Annotated in this window: 17 protein-coding genes; 8 read left to right on the top strand and 9 right to left on the bottom strand. The window is 55.2% G+C overall.

The features are described from left to right. Positions 1-67 precede the first annotated feature (67 nt). From JQR86_RS18785 to JQR86_RS18770, 4 genes are all read left to right on the top strand, one after another. The gene (locus JQR86_RS18785; protein WP_434140279.1) at positions 68-670 is read left to right on the top strand and encodes a nitroreductase family protein; all 603 of its coding nucleotides are present in this window, start codon (positions 68-70) and stop codon (positions 668-670) included. Positions 671-885: 215 nt separating this feature from the next. Further along, on the top strand, positions 886-1,077 hold the full coding sequence (locus JQR86_RS18780) for a hypothetical protein (protein WP_010796474.1): 192 nt from the start codon (positions 886-888) through the stop codon (positions 1,075-1,077). A 356-nt stretch (positions 1,078-1,433) separates the two neighbouring features. Then, positions 1,434-2,738 carry a shikimate transporter gene (shiA, locus tag JQR86_RS18775; RefSeq protein WP_434154052.1) on the top strand — a complete coding sequence of 435 codons (1,305 nt, stop codon included), beginning with the start codon at positions 1,434-1,436 and terminating at the stop codon, positions 2,736-2,738. 64 nt (positions 2,739-2,802) lie between these two features. Beyond that, positions 2,803-3,027 (top strand): hypothetical protein, encoded by a 225-nt coding sequence (locus JQR86_RS18770; RefSeq protein ID WP_010796476.1) that lies wholly within the window; start codon positions 2,803-2,805, stop codon positions 3,025-3,027. 6 nt (positions 3,028-3,033) lie between these two features. On the opposite strand, the gene JQR86_RS18765 is transcribed toward JQR86_RS18770, so the two are convergent. The 6 genes from JQR86_RS18765 to JQR86_RS18740 form a co-directional block, all read right to left on the bottom strand. Beyond that, the gene (locus tag JQR86_RS18765; protein WP_404626783.1) at positions 3,034-3,714 is read right to left on the bottom strand and encodes a class I SAM-dependent methyltransferase; all 681 of its coding nucleotides are present in this window, start codon (positions 3,712-3,714) and stop codon (positions 3,034-3,036) included. A gap of 184 nt (positions 3,715-3,898) precedes the next feature. After that, positions 3,899-4,108, bottom strand: a complete 210-nt coding sequence (locus JQR86_RS18760) for a cold-shock protein (protein WP_010796478.1) — start codon at positions 4,106-4,108, stop codon at positions 3,899-3,901. Positions 4,109-4,392: 284 nt separating this feature from the next. Then, positions 4,393-4,944 (bottom strand): sugar ABC transporter ATPase, encoded by a 552-nt coding sequence (locus JQR86_RS18755; RefSeq protein ID WP_434135320.1) that lies wholly within the window; start codon positions 4,942-4,944, stop codon positions 4,393-4,395. Between the two features lie 273 nt (positions 4,945-5,217). After that, complete coding sequence (locus tag JQR86_RS18750) at positions 5,218-5,748, bottom strand: Dps family protein (protein ID WP_312196299.1); 531 nt, start codon at positions 5,746-5,748, stop codon at positions 5,218-5,220. Positions 5,749-6,079: 331 nt separating this feature from the next. After that, on the bottom strand, positions 6,080-8,089 hold the full coding sequence (gene rep, locus JQR86_RS18745; protein WP_434135322.1) for a DNA helicase Rep: 2,010 nt from the start codon (positions 8,087-8,089) through the stop codon (positions 6,080-6,082). 200 nt (positions 8,090-8,289) lie between these two features. After that, a complete protein-coding gene (locus JQR86_RS18740; protein WP_434154051.1) occupies positions 8,290-9,000 on the bottom strand; it encodes a hypothetical protein in 711 nt (236 codons plus the stop codon). Between the two features lie 198 nt (positions 9,001-9,198). On the opposite strand from JQR86_RS18740, the gene JQR86_RS18735 reads away from it, so the two are divergent. Beyond that, positions 9,199-10,080 (top strand): alpha/beta fold hydrolase, encoded by an 882-nt coding sequence (locus tag JQR86_RS18735; RefSeq protein WP_434154050.1) that lies wholly within the window; start codon positions 9,199-9,201, stop codon positions 10,078-10,080. Positions 10,081-10,120: 40 nt separating this feature from the next. Here the strand turns inward: JQR86_RS18735 and JQR86_RS18730 are convergent, their stop codons facing one another. From JQR86_RS18730 to JQR86_RS18720, 3 genes are all read right to left on the bottom strand, one after another. Next, positions 10,121-11,323 carry an ATP-dependent nuclease gene (locus tag JQR86_RS18730; protein WP_434154961.1) on the bottom strand — a complete coding sequence of 401 codons (1,203 nt, stop codon included), beginning with the start codon at positions 11,321-11,323 and terminating at the stop codon, positions 10,121-10,123. Positions 11,324-11,385: 62 nt separating this feature from the next. Then, positions 11,386-11,910 (bottom strand): AAA family ATPase, encoded by a 525-nt coding sequence (locus tag JQR86_RS18725; RefSeq protein ID WP_434154049.1) that lies wholly within the window; start codon positions 11,908-11,910, stop codon positions 11,386-11,388. 134 nt (positions 11,911-12,044) lie between these two features. Next, positions 12,045-12,914, bottom strand: a complete 870-nt coding sequence (locus JQR86_RS18720) for a restriction endonuclease (RefSeq protein ID WP_434154048.1) — start codon at positions 12,912-12,914, stop codon at positions 12,045-12,047. Positions 12,915-13,622: 708 nt separating this feature from the next. Between JQR86_RS18720 and JQR86_RS18715 the strand changes: the two genes are divergently transcribed. The 3 genes from JQR86_RS18715 to JQR86_RS18705 all read left to right on the top strand — a co-directional run bounded on the left by JQR86_RS18715 (position 13,623) and on the right by JQR86_RS18705 (position 17,619). Next, entirely contained in the window at positions 13,623-15,473 is a 1,851-nt protein-coding gene (locus JQR86_RS18715) for a cation:proton antiporter (protein ID WP_434154047.1), read from the top strand. A gap of 85 nt (positions 15,474-15,558) precedes the next feature. Beyond that, complete coding sequence (locus JQR86_RS18710) at positions 15,559-16,164, top strand: flavin reductase family protein (protein WP_197872495.1); 606 nt, start codon at positions 15,559-15,561, stop codon at positions 16,162-16,164. 138 nt (positions 16,165-16,302) lie between these two features. After that, complete coding sequence (locus JQR86_RS18705) at positions 16,303-17,619, top strand: Na+/H+ antiporter family protein (RefSeq protein WP_434154046.1); 1,317 nt, start codon at positions 16,303-16,305, stop codon at positions 17,617-17,619. Positions 17,620-17,668: the final 49 nt, after the last annotated feature.

Here is a 17,668-nt window from a genome sequence, read left to right as displayed (position 1 = left end):
ATTTCCAAACGGCCGTTGCGGCTCCAAACGCTTGTGCTGGCCTGACTTTTATTTAAAGGAACGCAGTATGAATATCCTTGAAACCATCAATGCACGTCGCGCCATCCGTCATTACGATGCTTCTCACCGGATGACCGATGACGAGCAACGCCAACTGCTGAGTCATGCCCTGCTGGCGCCGACGTCGTTCAACCTGCAGCATGTGCGTCTGGTGGCAGTGACAGATCCGGCGCTGCGTCAGCAGATTCGTGCGGTAGGTTGGGATCAGGCCCAGATCACCGATTCCTCGTTGCTCGTCATCGTGTGTGCCGATGTTGCCAGCTGGGAAAAGAATGCCGCCCGTATCTGGAGCGAAGCTCCCCAGGCTGTGCAGGACTTCATGGTGCCGGCCATCGATGCGTACTACCGTGACAAGCCACAGACCCAGCGTGACGAGGCCATGCGCAGCACCGGCCTGGTGGCCCAGACGCTGATGCTGGCTGCCAAGGGCATGGGCTATGACAGCTGCCCCATGGTCGGCTTTGATTTTGAGGCCGTTGGCCAGCTGATCAATCTGCCGGACGACCATGTCGTCAGCCTGATGATTTCCGTCGGTAAGGCCGCCGAGCCGGCGCATGCGCGCACTGGCAAGCTGCCCTACGACGAAGTGGTCATTCGCGACCGCTTCTAAGCTGTCCGTTATCAGGTGCCTGGTCTTCGAGGTCAGGCGCCTGTGATGAGAGCCGCTGCGTTTAACCCATCCTGTGTATGAAAGTCGGATAGCCATCCGCCTCTTCAGCAAGACATCCTTCGCCACACCAACCGATGATCGGTTGCAACCTCCCGCTGCGATTACCGGACTAAGCTAAAACAGCATTCATCGGTATTTCCTGGGAGGGACTCAAGATGATTACCGGTATTCCTGCACACACCTGCCGCCTGGCCAACTACAGCACCCTGCTTGCGGCCAATGAGCTCTGGTGCGCGGATCAGGCTCCTCTTAATGACCTGGACGAAGCCGATGGCGAGCTGGAGGATCTCGATCCCGAGACTCGCAGCCTGCCGGTAGAAGATCGCAAGAAGTTAATGGACGAATGATTTACCGCCCCTCTGGCGTCCTGCCACGGGTGTCAATCGACTAACGGTCACGTTCTTCATGAGCTGTACGTGACCCTACAGTTGACCTCATAACCCCTCGCAACACACTATCCCGTCCTCCGGTGCGAAGCCTTCTCTTCGTATAGCCCATTAAAACTATAAGGACGTCTCTATGTATCTCTCTGCGCCTTGCCTGTTTGCTCCGTCCTGTATGACGTACGAGTAATCGGCCACCCCTGCGCCTGTTTCACACCTTCCCGTCTGCTTTCCCTCCTGTACCTGCAGTATGAGCATGCCGGCGGGCGGATTTTTGAGCCACTTCTGACGGCTCGCCTCCTGTTATCAGTACCCAAGCCATGACCGCAATGACCCATGCAACCGACGCATCGCCCCCGGGGCGCTCCGATTCACAGGCCCGCAAGGCCGCCCTTGGCAGTTTTGTCGGGGCGGTTGTGGACTGGTACGACTTTCTGCTCTACGGCATCGTGGCGGCGCTGATTTTCAACAAGGAGTTCTTTCCCAACGTAAGCCCGGCCATGGGGACATTGGCTGCCTTCGCCACCTTTGGCGTGGGCTTTCTGTTCCGTCCGTTGGGCGGTTTCGTATTTGGGCACTACGGCGACAAACTCGGCCGCAAGCGCATGCTGGTGCTGACGGTCATGCTCATGGGCATTTCGACTGCCCTGATTGGCCTGTTGCCGACTTATGCGAGCATTGGCTGGTGGGCACCCGTTCTGTTGGTTATTTTGCGTGCTATCCAGGGGTTTGCCGTAGGCGGCGAGTGGGGCGGCGCGGCCCTGATGGCCGTGGAGAGTGCACCACCGCTTAAGCGTGCCTTCTACAGCAGCGGCGTGCAGGTAGGCTTTGGCGTAGGGTTGATCCTGGCCACGGGCAGCGTATCGCTACTTGATCGTTTTTTGAGCGACGAGGCCTTTCACAGCTGGGGCTGGCGCCTTCCGTTCCTGTTTAGCATCGTGCTTGTGCTGATTGCCTTATGGGTGCGCTCCAGCATGGAAGAATCCCGCGAGTTCGTGCGTGAGGTCAAACAGGCTCACAAAGCCGTCAAGCTACCCATCGTGGAAGCGCTACGTCGCCATCCACGCGCGTTCCTCCTGATCGTCGCGTTGCGTATGGCCGAATTGTTCACCATGTACATCGTGACGACCTTTGCGCTCAGTTATTCGACTGCCAACCTGGGCCTTTCCCGCGAGCTGTTCCTGAATATCGGCCTGCTGGTGGGTGCCATCAGCTGCGTAACCATTCCCTGCTTCGCCTGGCTGGCGGAGCGCTATGGGTTACGCCGTATCTACCTGATCGGCGCCACGATTGGTGTGCTCTCAGCTGTGCCCTTCTTCCTGGCCCTGGAAGCACGCTCGATTGGCTGGATCGTGTTCTTTGCCGTCATGCTTGCCAACATGGCTCATGACATGATCGTCAGCGTGCAACAGCCGCTGTTCACGGAAGCCTTTGGCACCGAGTATCGCTACAGCGGGGCCGGTGTCGGTTATCAGGTTGCCAGCGTGGTGGGCGGCGGCTTTACACCGTTCATTGCCGCCTCGCTGGTCAGTGCCAACAACGGGTCCTGGCATCTGGTTGCGGCGTATCTGGCTGGCGGCTGTCTTGTTTCCTTGCTCGTAGCGGCACGGATGCGTCATCGGTAAACGGTTGCAACCTATTCTCGGGTGGCTGGACTAAACAAAAGAGCCCAGCCATGAGGATATGCCGATGCTGACGCACCCAAGTCCTTCAGCGTTCACGCCTGATCCGGCCGTTATAGGCCTCTATTGTGCTGATCAGGCGCCTTTGAACGATCTTGACGAAGCCGATAGTGAGCTGGAAAGCGAACTCGATCCCGAGACCCGCCCGGAAGACCTGCCTGAAGAAGCGCGCGAAAACCTGGAAGAGCCAGCCAAGATTCCTGGCCCGATTCCGGACCCCGGCCCGCTGTAGGAAAACCTAACCGACGGCGAGGCTCAGTGTGGCCTCGTCCCGATGAAAATGCAGGAATGACCCTTTATAGGCTTCGCCGGTACTCAGTACACAGTCTGCTCGCGTACTCCGATACGAGTATTCCAGCTCCTCCATCTCACGGCAGAAGCTGGAACGCTGGCGGCGGTCCGGGTCGACAATGATGATGTCCACTTCATCTGCCGAGTGCCGGTCAATGAAGTCGGCCAGGATGGCAGGCTGGTCGCGCTCGTAGATCAGGTCACTGCCGATGATGAGATCAAACTGGCCCAGGTCCAGGTCGGTTCTGCCCCAATCTGCCGCCTGGTATTTGATCGGCCCCAGGTTGTTGAGCCGCAGATTCTCGTTCAGAAAGGTTGGGATCAACGGATGGTAATCACTCACCGTCATGTTGCCGCCTCGGCTATGCACCACAAGGCTGGCCAAGGCAAGACCTGCCCCCAACTCCAGGATACGTTTGCCCTTGAGATCAATGGTCTGCATGGCTGTGGCCAGTACATAGCTTGAAGGCCAGACCTGACCAAACAGCGGCCAGCTTTCGGGCGAGATGCCCAGCAGCTCCGCTTCGCCGTTGGGATCATAGTATTGCTGATGGTCTTTTAGGGATTGGATGTGAAAATCCACATCACCAACGGTGACGGTTTGATATTTGACTCGATAACCGGACATGCTGATCCATTAGGTTGGATGATGTTGGCGTCAAGACAGGGCTTGATCGAACAGGCACCACTCTGAAAGAGCAGCAGTACAGGACGAAGGGCTTGCCATTGAGGCGATAGCGGCGAACAGCCGACTTTAAAAAACGCAGGCAATAAAAAAGCCCCGCTAGGCGGGGCTTTTTGGATCAGGCGTCTTAGACGACTTGAACCTGATCAGCCTGCATGCCTTTCTGGCCCTTGACGGCCACGAAAGAAACGCGCTGACCTTCGCTCAGGCTCTTGAAGCCGGCGCTTTCGATCGAACGGTAATGAACGAACAGGTCAGGACCGCTCTCAGGCGTGATGAAGCCGAAACCTTTCTCATCGTTGAACCACTTGACGGTACCCGTTTGGCGAGTAGACATGATGTATCTCCAAGGTAAAAGTAAGACTGCGGCGCTGAACCGTTCAGGCCGAGACTGAGATGCGAAAGTAAAACGAGCCAAGGAGATGAAACGTGAAGCAGTACATCAAGCCAGGGTATCGAAGTGACAATTGCAGAGCAGTGACGTCACCATACGCGCTTTTGAGCCGTTGTATACCTTTATTTTCCGGCAAGCAGCGGCAGTAGGCACAATTCTCTTATTTATCAACGCTCTGCCTGTTTAATTATTTTTGTACTCCTCGCCTTCTTTTACCGGGCCCTCGTTCAGAGTTCAACCGTTACCTGTGTAATGCCATAGCCAAGCCGTTCTGCAAACTCTTCAAGAAAGGTGGGCTGAAAGACGGCTTTTGCCCAGCCGTTGAAAATAAAGCCCAGATTAGAAAAGCCACAGGGCTGCAGGAACAGGAACCCGTTGATGTCATCTTCGTGTCCACATTCGGGGCAACGGAAATTGTCGGTATGGCCGGGCATCCAGTCTTCCAGGCTGTCGAACAGCGCCTCGCCGATCTCCCGGCGGCACTCAGGGCAACCCGCCTCCTCCTTGAATCCCTTGTCCGGCGTAAAGATGCAGCGGCGAGTGATGATTTCCAGTCCGTTGACAGGATGACCGAACGGCAGATGTTCGGGGTATCTGACCACCCGTTCGGCACCTGGAGCAATGCCATAGGCCATGCCCCGCGAGCCGCGGCCGCAGGTCGTTACCTGTTCCTGCACGATGCCCCTGCGTATCAGCCAGCGCAGCGCGCTTAATGCCTTGGCTTCATGGCCTGGCAGGGTGGAAATGGATGGAACGAGGATAAGCTGGTTATCGTACATACGTGCAATCTGTATAAGGGTTTGAAAGACGCGAACTGAACAGGCGACATTCACGTCCGCGTCTGAAAACAACAAACCGTTATTTTCGCTCAGATCGACCCGTTGTGCAGAAGATGTTATGCAGGTGCCGAAGCAGCACGATTCATGACAGTTGCCACGCTGTATGTAAACAGCAGGCATAAAAAATCCGGAACCCCGCAGGATTCCGGATTGATCGAATTCGGCAGTGTTCAGGCATCTCTACAAAAGAGAGCCAAAGCCTGCCAATAATACTTACTTACCGACAGTCTTGCCCAGGAACCAGGCGCGCTCTTCAGCTTGGTCGATCCACTCTTCCAGCAGGCTGGTGGTCGCCACATCGTTACCATCACTGGTCAGGGTGTGGGTAGTGCGCATGAACGCAGCCAGCGCCTGGTTATCGGCATGCAGCTCTTCCAGCATCTGCTCAGCGGTCAGGTCTTCAGCTTCGCTGCTGGCCAGACGCTTTTGCTGCACCATCTGCTCCAAGGAGCGAATGGTAGGCTGACCAATCTTGCGTGCACGCTCGGCCATGGGGTCAGTCATGGCGAACAACTGGGTTGCCTGCTCTTCCAGCAACAAGTGATAGTCGCGGAAGTGGGTGCCGTGCATGTGCCAGTGGTAATTCTTGGTCTTGATATACAGGGCGAAAACGTCAGACAGCAGTACGCTCAACGCCTTGCCAATTTCAACCTGTTGGGACAGAGTGGCGTCCTGACCGGTGGACGCGCGGGCATTAATGGTTTCAACGGATTTCAGTTCTTGCTTGGCATTTGCAGTAGCCATATCTAGACCTCTCTGTTGAATATCGAAAAAGACCGTTAGAGATAAACGGTCATACAAAACCGATATTCAATTGACCCTAGAAACCCTCAATTTGCTCATGGCTTTTTTCCATTAGGCTGATTACTGGTCGTTTTGGCCTTGAAGTGTGAACAAAGCGGCAAGCCTGAAAATAGGGGTGAACGTTCCCTGCAAAGGGTAGGTCGAGGGGCGCGCTTTAGGTGTGTGAATCAATGGGAAAGGCCAAAGGCCGGGGCGTTAGCTTTGGCGCCTTATGGGTATCGCTTCGCTCAACCCATCGCGCTTAACCTTTCTCATCGTTCCACAAGCAAATCTACCGCTTGAGCATCGCCCGCATCGCGGCCAGCGCATCATTGCCCCGTGCTGCCTTGACCTCTACCGGCGCATCCTCCTGACCCTCCCACTCCAGATCCTCCGGTGGCAGCTCATCCAGGAAGCGACTTGGCGTGCAGTCGATCACTTCGCCGTATTGCTTTCGCTTGGCGGCAAAGGTAAAGGCCAGCGTCTGGCGAGCGCGGGTAATGCCTACATAGGCCAGGCGGCGTTCTTCTTCCACGCTGTCCGTCTCGATGCTGGAGCGGTGCGGAAGAATTTCCTCCTCCATGCCCATGATGAACACGTAGGGAAACTCCAGACCCTTGGAGGCGTGCAGCGTCATCATCTGCACACCATCGGCGCCTTCCTCTTCTTCCTGCTGGCGTTCAAGCATGTCCCGCAGGACCAGCTTGGCGATGGCCTCTTCGATGGTCATGTCGCCGTCTTCGTCCTTTTCGAGCGTGTTCTTCAGCGCGTCGATCAGGAACCAGACGTTGCCCATGCGGAATTCGGCCACCTTGTCGCTGGAGGCGTTCTGGCGAATCCAATTCTCGTAGTCGATGTCCATGACCATGCTGCGCAACGCCATGATCGGATCGCTCTGCGCACACTGCTGACGCACGGCATCAATGAAGCGCTTGAAGCGGGCAAGGCGCTCGGTATAACGGGCATCCAAGTGCTCGGAAAGGCCCATCTCGTCAGAAGCGGCATACATGGAAATCTGCCGCTGTGTAGCGTAGTTGCCAAGCTTTTCCAGTGTGGTCGAACCAATCTCCCGGCGCGGTACGTTGATCACGCGCAGGAAGGCGTTGTCATCATCCGGGTTTACCAGGAGGCGGAAGTAGGACATCAGGTCCTTCACCTCCTGGCGGGAGAAAAAGCTGGTACCGCCTGACAGCCGATACGGAATCTGATGGTGCTGTAACTTGAGCTCCATCAGCTTGGCCTGATGGTTGCCTCGGTAGAGGATGGCAAACTCCGAATACGGCCGCTGCGTTTTCAGGTGTAGGGTAAGGATTTCCAGCGCGATACGTTCGGCCTCGGCGTCCTCATTACGGCAGCGGATCACGCGGATTGGGTCACCATGACCCATCTCGCTCCACAGCTGCTTTTCGAACACGTGCGGGTTGTTAGCGATCAGGATGTTCGCGCACTTGAGAATACGGCTGGTGGAGCGATAATTCTGCTCCAGCATCACGACCTTGAGCGAAGGAAAGTCATCCTTGAGCTGCATGAGGTTTTCCGGCCGTGCCCCGCGCCACGCATAAATGGACTGGTCATCATCGCCCACCACAGTGAACTGCGCGCGATCCTGCACCAGAAGTTTGACCAGCAGGTACTGGCTCGCGTTGGTGTCCTGGTATTCGTCCACCAGCATGTAACGGATGCGGTTGCGCCACTTTTCCAGCACGTCGGGGTTGTCCTGGAAGAGCTTGACCGGCAGCAGGATCAGGTCGTCAAAGTCTACAGCGTTATAGGCCTTGAGCGTGCGCTGATAATGCAGGTACACCACGGCGGCCGTCTGCTCCTTGGGCGTACGGGCCTTAGCCAGCGCTTCCTCAGGCAGCACGAGGTCATTCTTCCAGTTGCCGATGTAGTTCTTGATCTCATCGGCGCCGTCGTCTCCGGAATACTCCTTCTGCATGATGTCCGCGAGCAGCGCCTTGATGTCGCCCTCATCGAAGATGGAGAAGCCCGGCTTGTAACCCAGCTTGGCGTATTCCTTGCGGATAATGTTCAGGCCCAGGTTGTGGAAGGTCGATACGGTCAGACCCTTGCCTTCCCCTCCACGCAACAGGCTGCTGACCCGCTCCTTCATCTCCCGGGCGGCCTTGTTGGTAAAGGTCACGGCACAAATGTACTGGGCGCGAATACCGCACTGCTGGATCAGGTAGGCGATCTTGCGGGTGATCACGCTGGTCTTGCCGGAACCGGCACCGGCCAGCACCAGGAGCGGCCCGCTGATGTAATTTACGGCTTCCTGTTGACGAGGATTCAATCGGGACATGGAGACATCGAGGGCTGGTGGAACAGGCGGCGCATTCTACCAGCGGTGATGGCACGATAGGGCACCGGTTGGCTGACGGTAGTCATATAGCGCCGCAGCCTGGATCGGAGCACCTGACCCGTAGGCAAGGCGATATCCATCAAGGGAGAGGCATCCGGCACGGCCGTACCAAACGCCTCCTTTCGGTCACGCCTGTACTATCAAGGTGCGGGCGCTATGAACCTCAGCCTTTTCGGATATCCCACCAGGTCTGGATTCAATACGGGACTGTCCAGAAACACCGCCATGCTTGTCCCCACTACCTGGGCGGATTTCACCAGCAGCTCTTGCCCATCTCCCAGGCGTACGGTTGCGCCGGGCTTGAAGCCCTTGCGGTTCATGGCGGTAACGGGAATGGAAAAACCAGCTGCCTTTCGATACACGCCTTTGAGCCAGTCCTCGTTCGTAAGGTTATTGATACGCGTGCTGAACTCTTCCTGCGGCACGACCTTGGGCGGGACGGGATCGCCGCCATTGAGCCCAACCGTCAGCCGACGCGGATAACCTACAGCGCTGCCATCCAGCAGCGGACCCTCTACCCACACGGCCATGTTCTTGTCGCCAACCTGCACCTGCTTGACCGCCACAACCGCGCCCGTTGCCAGGAGCACCTTTGCTCCAGGCTTGAACGCATTCTGGTTAGTCTGCGTGGCCGGAATTGAAAAGCCTGCGGCCTTGCGATAGACCCCGTTCTGCCAGTCCTCATTAGTGAAGTCATTGATGGAGCTGGTAACGGAGGTGTTCACCTGACTGACGGCTACCGGCGTTGCGGTAGACGGCTCGGCAGCCAGCGCCGCATGGCTCCCCAAGGCTAAGGTCGTGAAGGCCAGCACGTTCAGTAAGGGGCGGGAAAGGAGAGTAGGTAGTCTCATATTGTTTTAGGGTATGAGTGACGGAGCCCCTTTGAGTGCAAAAATGTGAAATAAATCGCTCTTGGCAAAAAAATAATGGCCGTTTGCCAACGATGGGTAAACCAAGGTGTCGGCCATCTTTTGGGTACCGGCTCTTTATCAACGGGGCCGCTAATCGGTACACCGGATAAACCCGACCTCAGCCTGGAGCGCCTACCCATGTTCTCTGGTTTTCAAAAAGCGCAGTGCCATGTCAACGGTGTCGATATTGCCTACCGGATCGGAGGTAGTGGGCCTGGATTGCTCCTGCTGCATGGGCATCCGCAAACGCATATTATCTGGCGCAAGGTAGCGCCTGTGCTGGCTGAGCGATTCACCGTTGTGGCGGCGGACCTGCGCGGTTATGGCGATAGCGGCAAGCCGCCTGCTGACCCGCAGCACCTGACGTATGCCAAGCGCACCCTGGCGCAAGACAATATCGAGCTCATGCAAACGTTGGGCTTCGACACATTTGATCTGCTCGCCCATGACCGCGGCGCCCGAGTGGTCCACCGTCTGGCGATGGATCACCCCGCCGCGGTACGGCGAATGATCCTGCTCGACATCGCCCCTACGCTGGCTATGTACAACCAGACCGACGAAGCCTTTGCTCGCGCCTATTGGCACTGGTTTTTCCTGATCCGCCCGGCGCCGTTGCCAGAAACCCTTATCGATGCCGACCCGGATCTCTACCTGCGCAGCGTTATGGGCACTCGCAGCGCAGGCCTTGCACCGTTCATGGATGGCGCGTTTGAAGAGTATCTGCGCTGCCTCAAATTGCCCGGCACGGCCAGAGGCATCTGCGAAGACTACCGGGCTAGCGCCACGATTGACCTTGAGCACGACCGCGCCGATCGCGCCGCCAATCGAATGCTGACCATGCCCACCCTTGCACTCTGGGGCGCTGACGGCATCGTAGGCAAATGCTTCGACCCGCTCGCAGAGTGGAAAAAGGTAGCAGCCAATGTGCAGGGCAAGGCGTTACCCGGTGGGCATTACTTGCCGGAAGAAGTGCAGGAAGCGTTATTGGATGAGGTAACGGCGTTTTGTAATAACAACTAAAAAGATAGATATCGCTTCGCTCAACCCATCTTATGCATAATTACTTTAAATAAGGATAATATGCTTTTACTAGCACATTTCTTAATGATAGAGGCACGCTGTCCCAAGTACTCCCCCAAAGCAGCGTCTGTTTGTACGCCGAAAAAGGTTTTTCTGATGAGGGAGCGGGGTAGCCTAAAAGGTCCTCGATACATTCTTCTACTGCTATAACATGATCTTTAGATTTTGCCGCTTCCAATATCGGCATGTTAAATTTTTCTGCGCCGGCTGTTCCTTTATCTCTGTCATGGATGATAAAAAAACTAACATTAAGTGCAGATAGATATTTTGCTAGCCCTATTATTGCTGATTTTCCACGAGCTTTGATTATTTCTGTATTGGAGAGTAAGAGGTTTTTTGATTCTTGAGGTAATCTTTTAATTGCTTCTTTTATAACTATTTCTTCAGTGTCGCCTTCTACGATTATAACCTTTCGAGTAAAAAATATCCTTGAGATATGATCGTCAATTTTTAAAAGCATTTTCACATGGTGCTTGTCTTCATTCTGTAAGAGTAAAAATTCTTCAGTAACTGAAAAAGGCATTATTGAAGTATGTGAGTCTTCATAATGAAATCTATTTAATACTTGTTTTGGTTTTCTCGATATATCTATAAGGTACGGTGAGTGGGTCGTGGCTATAATTTGAGAAGTGCTTCCTGAAAGTTCGTAAATTAGATCCCTCATTTGGTTGGCAGCACTTGGGTGAAGATATATTTCAGGCTCCTCAAAACCTATTATTAGACCACGAGTATCGTTACCAACCTTCTTTTTCAACCATTGCTGCCGAAATCTCAACAACCCAAAAACTGCCGCTCTAACCATTCCTGTCCCTTGATTAGAGATAGACGTCCTTATATTGCTTGACATTTCAATTGAAAATGAAGGAGTCAATGCAGTGTCAGGATTTGAAAGGTCTGCGGAAGCATAAATTCTCGATTCTGGGAAAACTGTAGAAAGAATGTCGTTAAGTTCGGTCATCATTTTCCCGAACTCTGATTCTGCATCTAAAGGATTAAGTTCTTTAGCTAAACTGTCTAAACACTTTTGGGCTTGCTTATAATGCGCTGAAACGCTTCTTACGTCTTTGAATAGCTCATTAAGGGTTCTCTGAAGGACTCCGTTTTTAGTATCAATTTCGTGAGACGAAGACTCGGCAGGGATAAAAAGAAATTTTGGTAGCTTAGAAAGAACAACGCCTGCGATACCGCCTGGGTTTTTCGCCCAAGTTTCTTCATTGGATATCTCCCAGATTTCATCTATAAGTTCTAACTTTGCTTTTTCTGTTGCAGAGATTTTTTGTTTAAGTCTTTAAATAAATCTAATACTTTTTCTTCGTCTACGCCAGCTGCTATTAACTCTGCTGTGGTGTTATAATTATTTCTTAGTGTTCTGGTTAGTGTTTTTATCTCTATATCTACATCTTCTCCTAAAGTGTAGGTTTTCCTGTAAAAGATACTTTTTCCTGTGTCATTAATATCTTCGCAGTTATAGTTAAATATCCTTCCTTTAAAACCCCGCCAGTTTACTGCATCTTCTGGTACGTTTCTAAGCTCTGCCTCTAAAACAACTTTTTTACAGACAATTTTGTTTTCATTCGTTTCCTCGTCTATTTCTGAGCAAAAGCAGTCAGGCTCTAGACGTTTCTTATCTGAAAAAAGCCATTCTATAGCTTGAAGGACTGAGCTTTTACCCGCGTTGTTTGCACCTATTAAGAACGTAGCGTCCCCAAAACGTACGTTTGCTGAATGAACTCTTTTGAAACCTTCTATTTTTAAGTTGTAAAGCTTCATTGCGTCCTCCGCTTCAGTAATTTTGAAGATTGCTGAGGCTTAATTGGTAGTTATCTACATTTTCTTTAATGAAAATAACGGTTTATGTTTGATTTTTGTTAGGAATATTGGGTTGTAAGTTTAATGCCAGCTCCTTAATATTTAATATCCATCGTGTTTTTGCATGTTGGAAAATTTTCACATCCCCAAAAAATTTTCCCCGCATTAGCGCCACGTTTAGCTACTCTTTTAATCATCGGTGACTGGCAAAGCGGACAAATAGGAGAGTGTGGTTGAGAATTTATTAAAGGGGTTAGTCTTGGAGTCTCTTTAATAGGCGGCTCTGTTCGAGTATTGGCTTTTACAGCAATCCATCGCCTTAGCTCTTCTCCTTCAACTAGTCGTATTCCGCGGCCACTTGCGAAGTCTCGGGCTTCCTTGGTGAACTGGCCTGCTGTAACCACAAAGCCACCGGCTGCGCCTTCAGCTGCCATTACGCCAAAAAATTCGCGGATGACCGTCACGCCTACCTTGGTAGCACGCCATTGCTTACATTGGACGAGGTGCTTTTCATCCTGTTTATGCAGAATAAGGTCGACTCCGCCGTCCGGACCGTTACCTCCCGTCTCTGTAACGGTGAAGCCCTGACGACGAAAGGCCTCGCCTACAACCAGCTCAAATTCTTGCCAGCTGATCCCGTTAAGGGTTTTGCCGGGTTGGGTGGCCATGGCAACGCTCTCATGGAGCTTACGGCGGCGCATACGGCCAAACACCGAGCCGATAGCTCCAAACGTGAAGGCGGCAGGAATCAGGTATTGAGCAAATAGCGCGATACTGCGAAAGGCTTGTCCGGTTAGCGCGTCGGCAAATTGGGTCGGATCTTTCACTACGGGCGGAGGGCTGATGGCATAGCGGTGAAGTATGACGCCGCTTAGAACAGCCAATAACAGACTTACCCACCAGGGAAGGCGGGAGGCAATAAAGACGAGGTCTTCGAAAGGTGATGTTTTAGAGCGACGAGCCATGCGTATTTCCCTACACAGACGGCACTGCAAGCCGTGCGATTACATTCGCGGATTGACGACGCTAGATAGATTTGACGGCAAGATTCGGTGAACCTTGAGCGTTAAAGAGAAAATGAATTGCTTGAGCAAGGGAGCAAGCGCTAACAGATCTAGCGCGAGGAAGGCATGGTGATAGCGCAGCCAATCGTTACGATTCAACAACCGTGATCGCTGAATTCCCTGAGCGTACATGCCATGTCCCTATGCATTGGCGAGATAGGCGAAACATCATACAAAACGTGAATTACGTCAAGTTTTGTAAGGACCTTCTGACAAAGGGCACGACTCGCTTGTTTTGGCCTGCTCAGGCAATTTATTAGGTAAATATCAAGACAAGCCTTCGCCTATTCCATGTTGGTTGCGCTACGTAACCAAGGCGCTGCGCTATCCAATACTGGTCAGTCGTCACTACGGTGCGTAGGTAGTGGTATTGCCTCGCTAAGCTAAACGGCTCATCTCATCCTGTACGCTGACCGTTTGCATCCCTATATCTGCAATGCTTTCGTCTGCTTGTCATGTTGTTCTTTGTAGCCTCTATTCATTCAACGCGTAGCGTCCGGATGCCGACGTAAGGTCAGGAATTGCCGCAAAGGCGCTACGGTCTAGTCATGACAGCTTTTTGCGCTGTCCCTCGCTTGATGTTTTTCCCCTCGTATTCCAAGGACCGTTATGCACGAACAGCAGCTCTTGTTCGCCTTTGCCGGTATCGGCGTGATTGCCCTGATGTGCCAGTGGCTGGCTTGGCGGCTGCGCTTGCCGGCGATTCTGTTTCTGCTGGTCTGCGGCATCCTGGCGGGTCCGGTCACGGGCTGGCTCGATCCGCAGGCGCTGCTGGGACCCCTCCTGTTTCCTGTCGTCTCGATGGCGGTGGCGCTGATCCTGTTCGAAGGCAGCCTTACGCTGCATCTGTCCGAGTGGCGGGAAATCGGCAGTGTGGTGCATCGGCTGGTGACGGCCGGAGCACTGGTGACGTGGGCGGTCATTACCATTGCTACGCACTACCTGCTCGACTTTGCCTGGGATCTGGCACTGCTGTTTGGCAGCATGACGCTGGTAACCGGTCCGACGGTGATCGTGCCGATGCTGAGGGTGGTGCGCCCCCGGGCGTCGGTGGCCAATATCCTGCGTTGGGAAGGCATCGTCATCGACCCTATTGGCGCGCTGCTGGCGGTAGTGGTGTACAGCTTTGTGGTCGCCCGGGATGCCGGTAGCGGGGTCAGTCAGAGCCTTACGACGTTTGCCGCAGTGATTGTGTGCGGCTGTGTGTTCGGCTTGGCCGGTGGCTGGCTGCTGGGGCAGGTACTGAAGCGGCAGTGGTTGCCGGATTACCTGTACAACCTGGCGAGCCTGGCAGCGGTGTTGGGCGTCTTCATCGTATCCAATCACTTTGTGCATGAGTCGGGTCTCCTGGCGGTTACGCTGATGGGCATGTGCCTGGCGAACATGAAGGATGTCGATGTACGGGAGATCCTGCATTTCAAGGAGAACCTGAGCGTCCTGCTCATTTCCGGGCTGTTCATTCTCCTGGCGGCGCGGCTGGACCTCAATGCCTTGCTGGCGCTAGGACCTGCGGTACTCGTCCTGCTGCTGGTGATCCTCTTTGTGGCGCGACCGCTGAACGTGCTGGTCTCGACTTGGGGGTCGACGCTGTCGTGGCGCGAGCGGGTACTGCTGGGCTGGATTGCGCCGCGTGGCATCGTGGCGGCCGCCGTCTCGGCAATCTTTGCGATTCGCCTGACCAGCGAAGGGAATGATGATGCCGCCTTACTGGTGCCGCTTACCTTTGCAGTCATCATCGGCACGGTGGTGCTGCAAAGCGCAACGGCTCGTCCGCTCGCTCGTCTGCTCAAGGTGGCCGAACCCGCGCCGACCGGCTTTCTCATCATCGGTGCCAACCCAGTGGCTCGCGCCTTGGGCAAAGCCCTGCAACAGCTGGGCGTGCGCGTCATGTTGACCGATTCGAACTGGGACAACATCAGTAGCGCGCGCATGGACGAGCTGCCCACCTACTTTGGCAATCCGGCGTCGCAGCACGCCGAGGCGCATATGGATCTGGTAGGGATTGGTCGTCTGCTTGGCGTATCTCCCGCGGGCGAACTGAACACCCTCGCCAGCATGCGGTTTCGCCATGAGTTCGGTGCCAACGAGCTGTACACCGTGTACAGCGGCAAGGACAGCCAGCGAAGCGACAAGCACCGCGCGAGTGAAGAGCACCGTGGTCAGGCGCTTGGCAGTCCGGCCCTTACCTATCCACAGCTGGCCGGGCGACTGGCGCGGGGAGACGAGATCCGAACCACGCGGCTAACGGACGGTTTTGGCTGGGCTGACTATCAGGCGCTGCATGAAGGCAAGGCGCTGGTACTGTTCGCCCGCGATCCGCAGGACAAGATCCGTGTTGTCACACCGGACAGCAGCTGGCAGCCCCAGGCCGGCTGGACGGTGGTGGCGCTGATTGAGCCAACGGAGGATGACGTCGCCCGTGAGCCGGCAGCCAACGTCGCGCCTACGCTGCCGGGCTGATCAAGCCCGGCGTACCCCTTATGATGACATTCTTCTATGCCCGGCCGCTGAATAGGGCCGCGCCTCATCTTTCTGGAGTCCCTTCATGACCACAACCACCCGCCGCCCCGTTCCTCTCCCCAAGGCCTATCGGCTGCTTAACCATGGGCCGACGGTGCTGGTCAGTGCGGCACACGAAGGCAAGCGCAACATCATGGCGGCGGCCTGGGCGATGGCGATCGATTTCGAGCCGCCCAAGGTGGCGGTTGTCCTGGATAAGTCCACCTGGACGCGGGAGCTGCTGGAGCAGTCCGGCACCTTTGTGCTGAACGTGCCGGTGGTAACGCAGGCGGACATCGCCCAGACCGTGGGAACCACGTCGGGCCGCGAGCTGGATCGGGGCGGAAAGGATAAGTTTGCGCTGTATGGGCTGGAGACCTTCACCGGTGAGCAGGTCGAAGCACCGCTGCTGGAAGGCTGCGTGGCGTGGCTGGAGTGCCGCCTGCTGCCGGAGCCGCACAATGAGCAGCAGTATGATTTGTTCCTGGGTGAAGTGATTGCTGCCCAGGCCGACGAGCGCGTCTTCAAGGAGGGGCACTGGTCATTTGAGGGGCACGATGAGCTGCGCACGCTGCACCATATTGCGGGCGGACATTTTCTGGTAATTGGCGATTCGGTGGTGGGAACGCCGTTGTCACCCAAACAGGAATAGCCCCGCATTCACCGGCCCGGCAGCCTGTCGGGTCAGCCTTGATGCCTGCACTTCGGCATCCGTTTTTGACTCCATCTACTGCATTACGGCAGAGTACGCGCCTTTTTGGGTAGGCTTACACTCCGCTGGAGGATGGTAATGAATGCAGTAGTCGCGGCCGTAGGACTCATGTTGGTCCTCAGCCTGTGCCGCGTAAACGTGGTGATCGCCATGGTCGCCAGTGCGCTCGTCGGCGGGATGCTGGGCGGGTTGGGAATGGATGGCACGCTCAAGGCCTTCAATACGGGGCTGGGTTCAGGTGCCACGGTGGCGTTGTCCTACGCCATGTTGGGAGCCTTTGCGGTCGCTATCAGCAAATCCGGGCTGGCACATGCGTTGGCGAGCAAGGTGCTCGTCATGGTCGGTCGCAGCGAGAACAAGGGCGGCGGCATGGTGAAATGGATTCTTATGGCCATGATCCTGGCGGTTTCCATCTCGTCGCAAAACATCCTGCCGATTCACATTGCCTTTATTCCGTTGCTGATTCCGCCGCTCCTGTATGTGCTGACGCGTCTGCAGATCGACCGTCGGCTGATTGCCTGTGTGATGACGTTTGGTCTGGTGACGCCCTACATGTTTCTGCCGGTGGGATTTGGCACCATCTTCCTGAACGACATCCTGCTGGCCAATGTGGCAAAGGCGGGCGTGGATATCAGTGGTATCAGCATCACGCAAGCGATGGCTATTCCAGCGCTGGGGATGGTGTGCGGGCTGGCGATTGCTTCTTTCAGCTATCGCCGCAAGCGTGTCTATGATCTGGCGCGGCTGGAGCAGGCCGAGCATGTCGAGGCGAGCTACAACCCCAAGAGTCTGCTGATGGCGGGTGTGGCGGTTGCGGTCGCCTTTAGCGTACAGCTGTGGCTGGACTCCATGATTATCGGCGCACTGGCTGGCTTTCTGGTGTTTTCGGCCTCAGGCGTTGTGCGGTGGAAGGAGTCGGATGACCTCTTTACCGAAGGCATGAAGATGATGGCGGCTATCGGCTTTATCATGATTACCGCCCAGGGCTTTGCCGAGGTAATGACCGCAACAGGACAGGTGAAGAGCCTGGTGGATGCGTCTGCGGACTGGATCGGCCATAGCAAGGCGGTAGGGGCATTCCTGATGCTGCTGGTAGGCCTTCTGGTCACCATGGGGATTGGTTCGTCGTTCTCGACGGTCCCGATTATTGCCGCGATCTTTGTGCCGCTCAGCGTGCAGCTGGGCTTTAGCCCGCTGGCTATCGTGACCCTGATCGGAACCGCGGGCGCCTTGGGTGACGCGGGTTCGCCAGCGTCTGACTCCACCCTTGGCCCAACCGCCGGCCTCAACGTGGACGGTCAGCACAACCACATCTGGGATACCGTGGTGCCCACTTTCCTGCATTACAACCTGCCGCTGCTGGTGTTCGGCTGGGTTGCCGCGATGGTATTGTAAGCCTCGCTGCATACAAAAAAGCCGCCCATTCGAGGCGGCTTTTTTGTGG

This window comes from Pseudomonas sp. JZ134 (assembly GCF_051027695.1).
Taxonomy (GTDB): Bacteria; Pseudomonadota; Gammaproteobacteria; order Pseudomonadales; family Pseudomonadaceae; genus Chryseomonas; species Chryseomonas luteola.
This window is presented reverse-complemented; position numbering and strand designations above follow the sequence as displayed.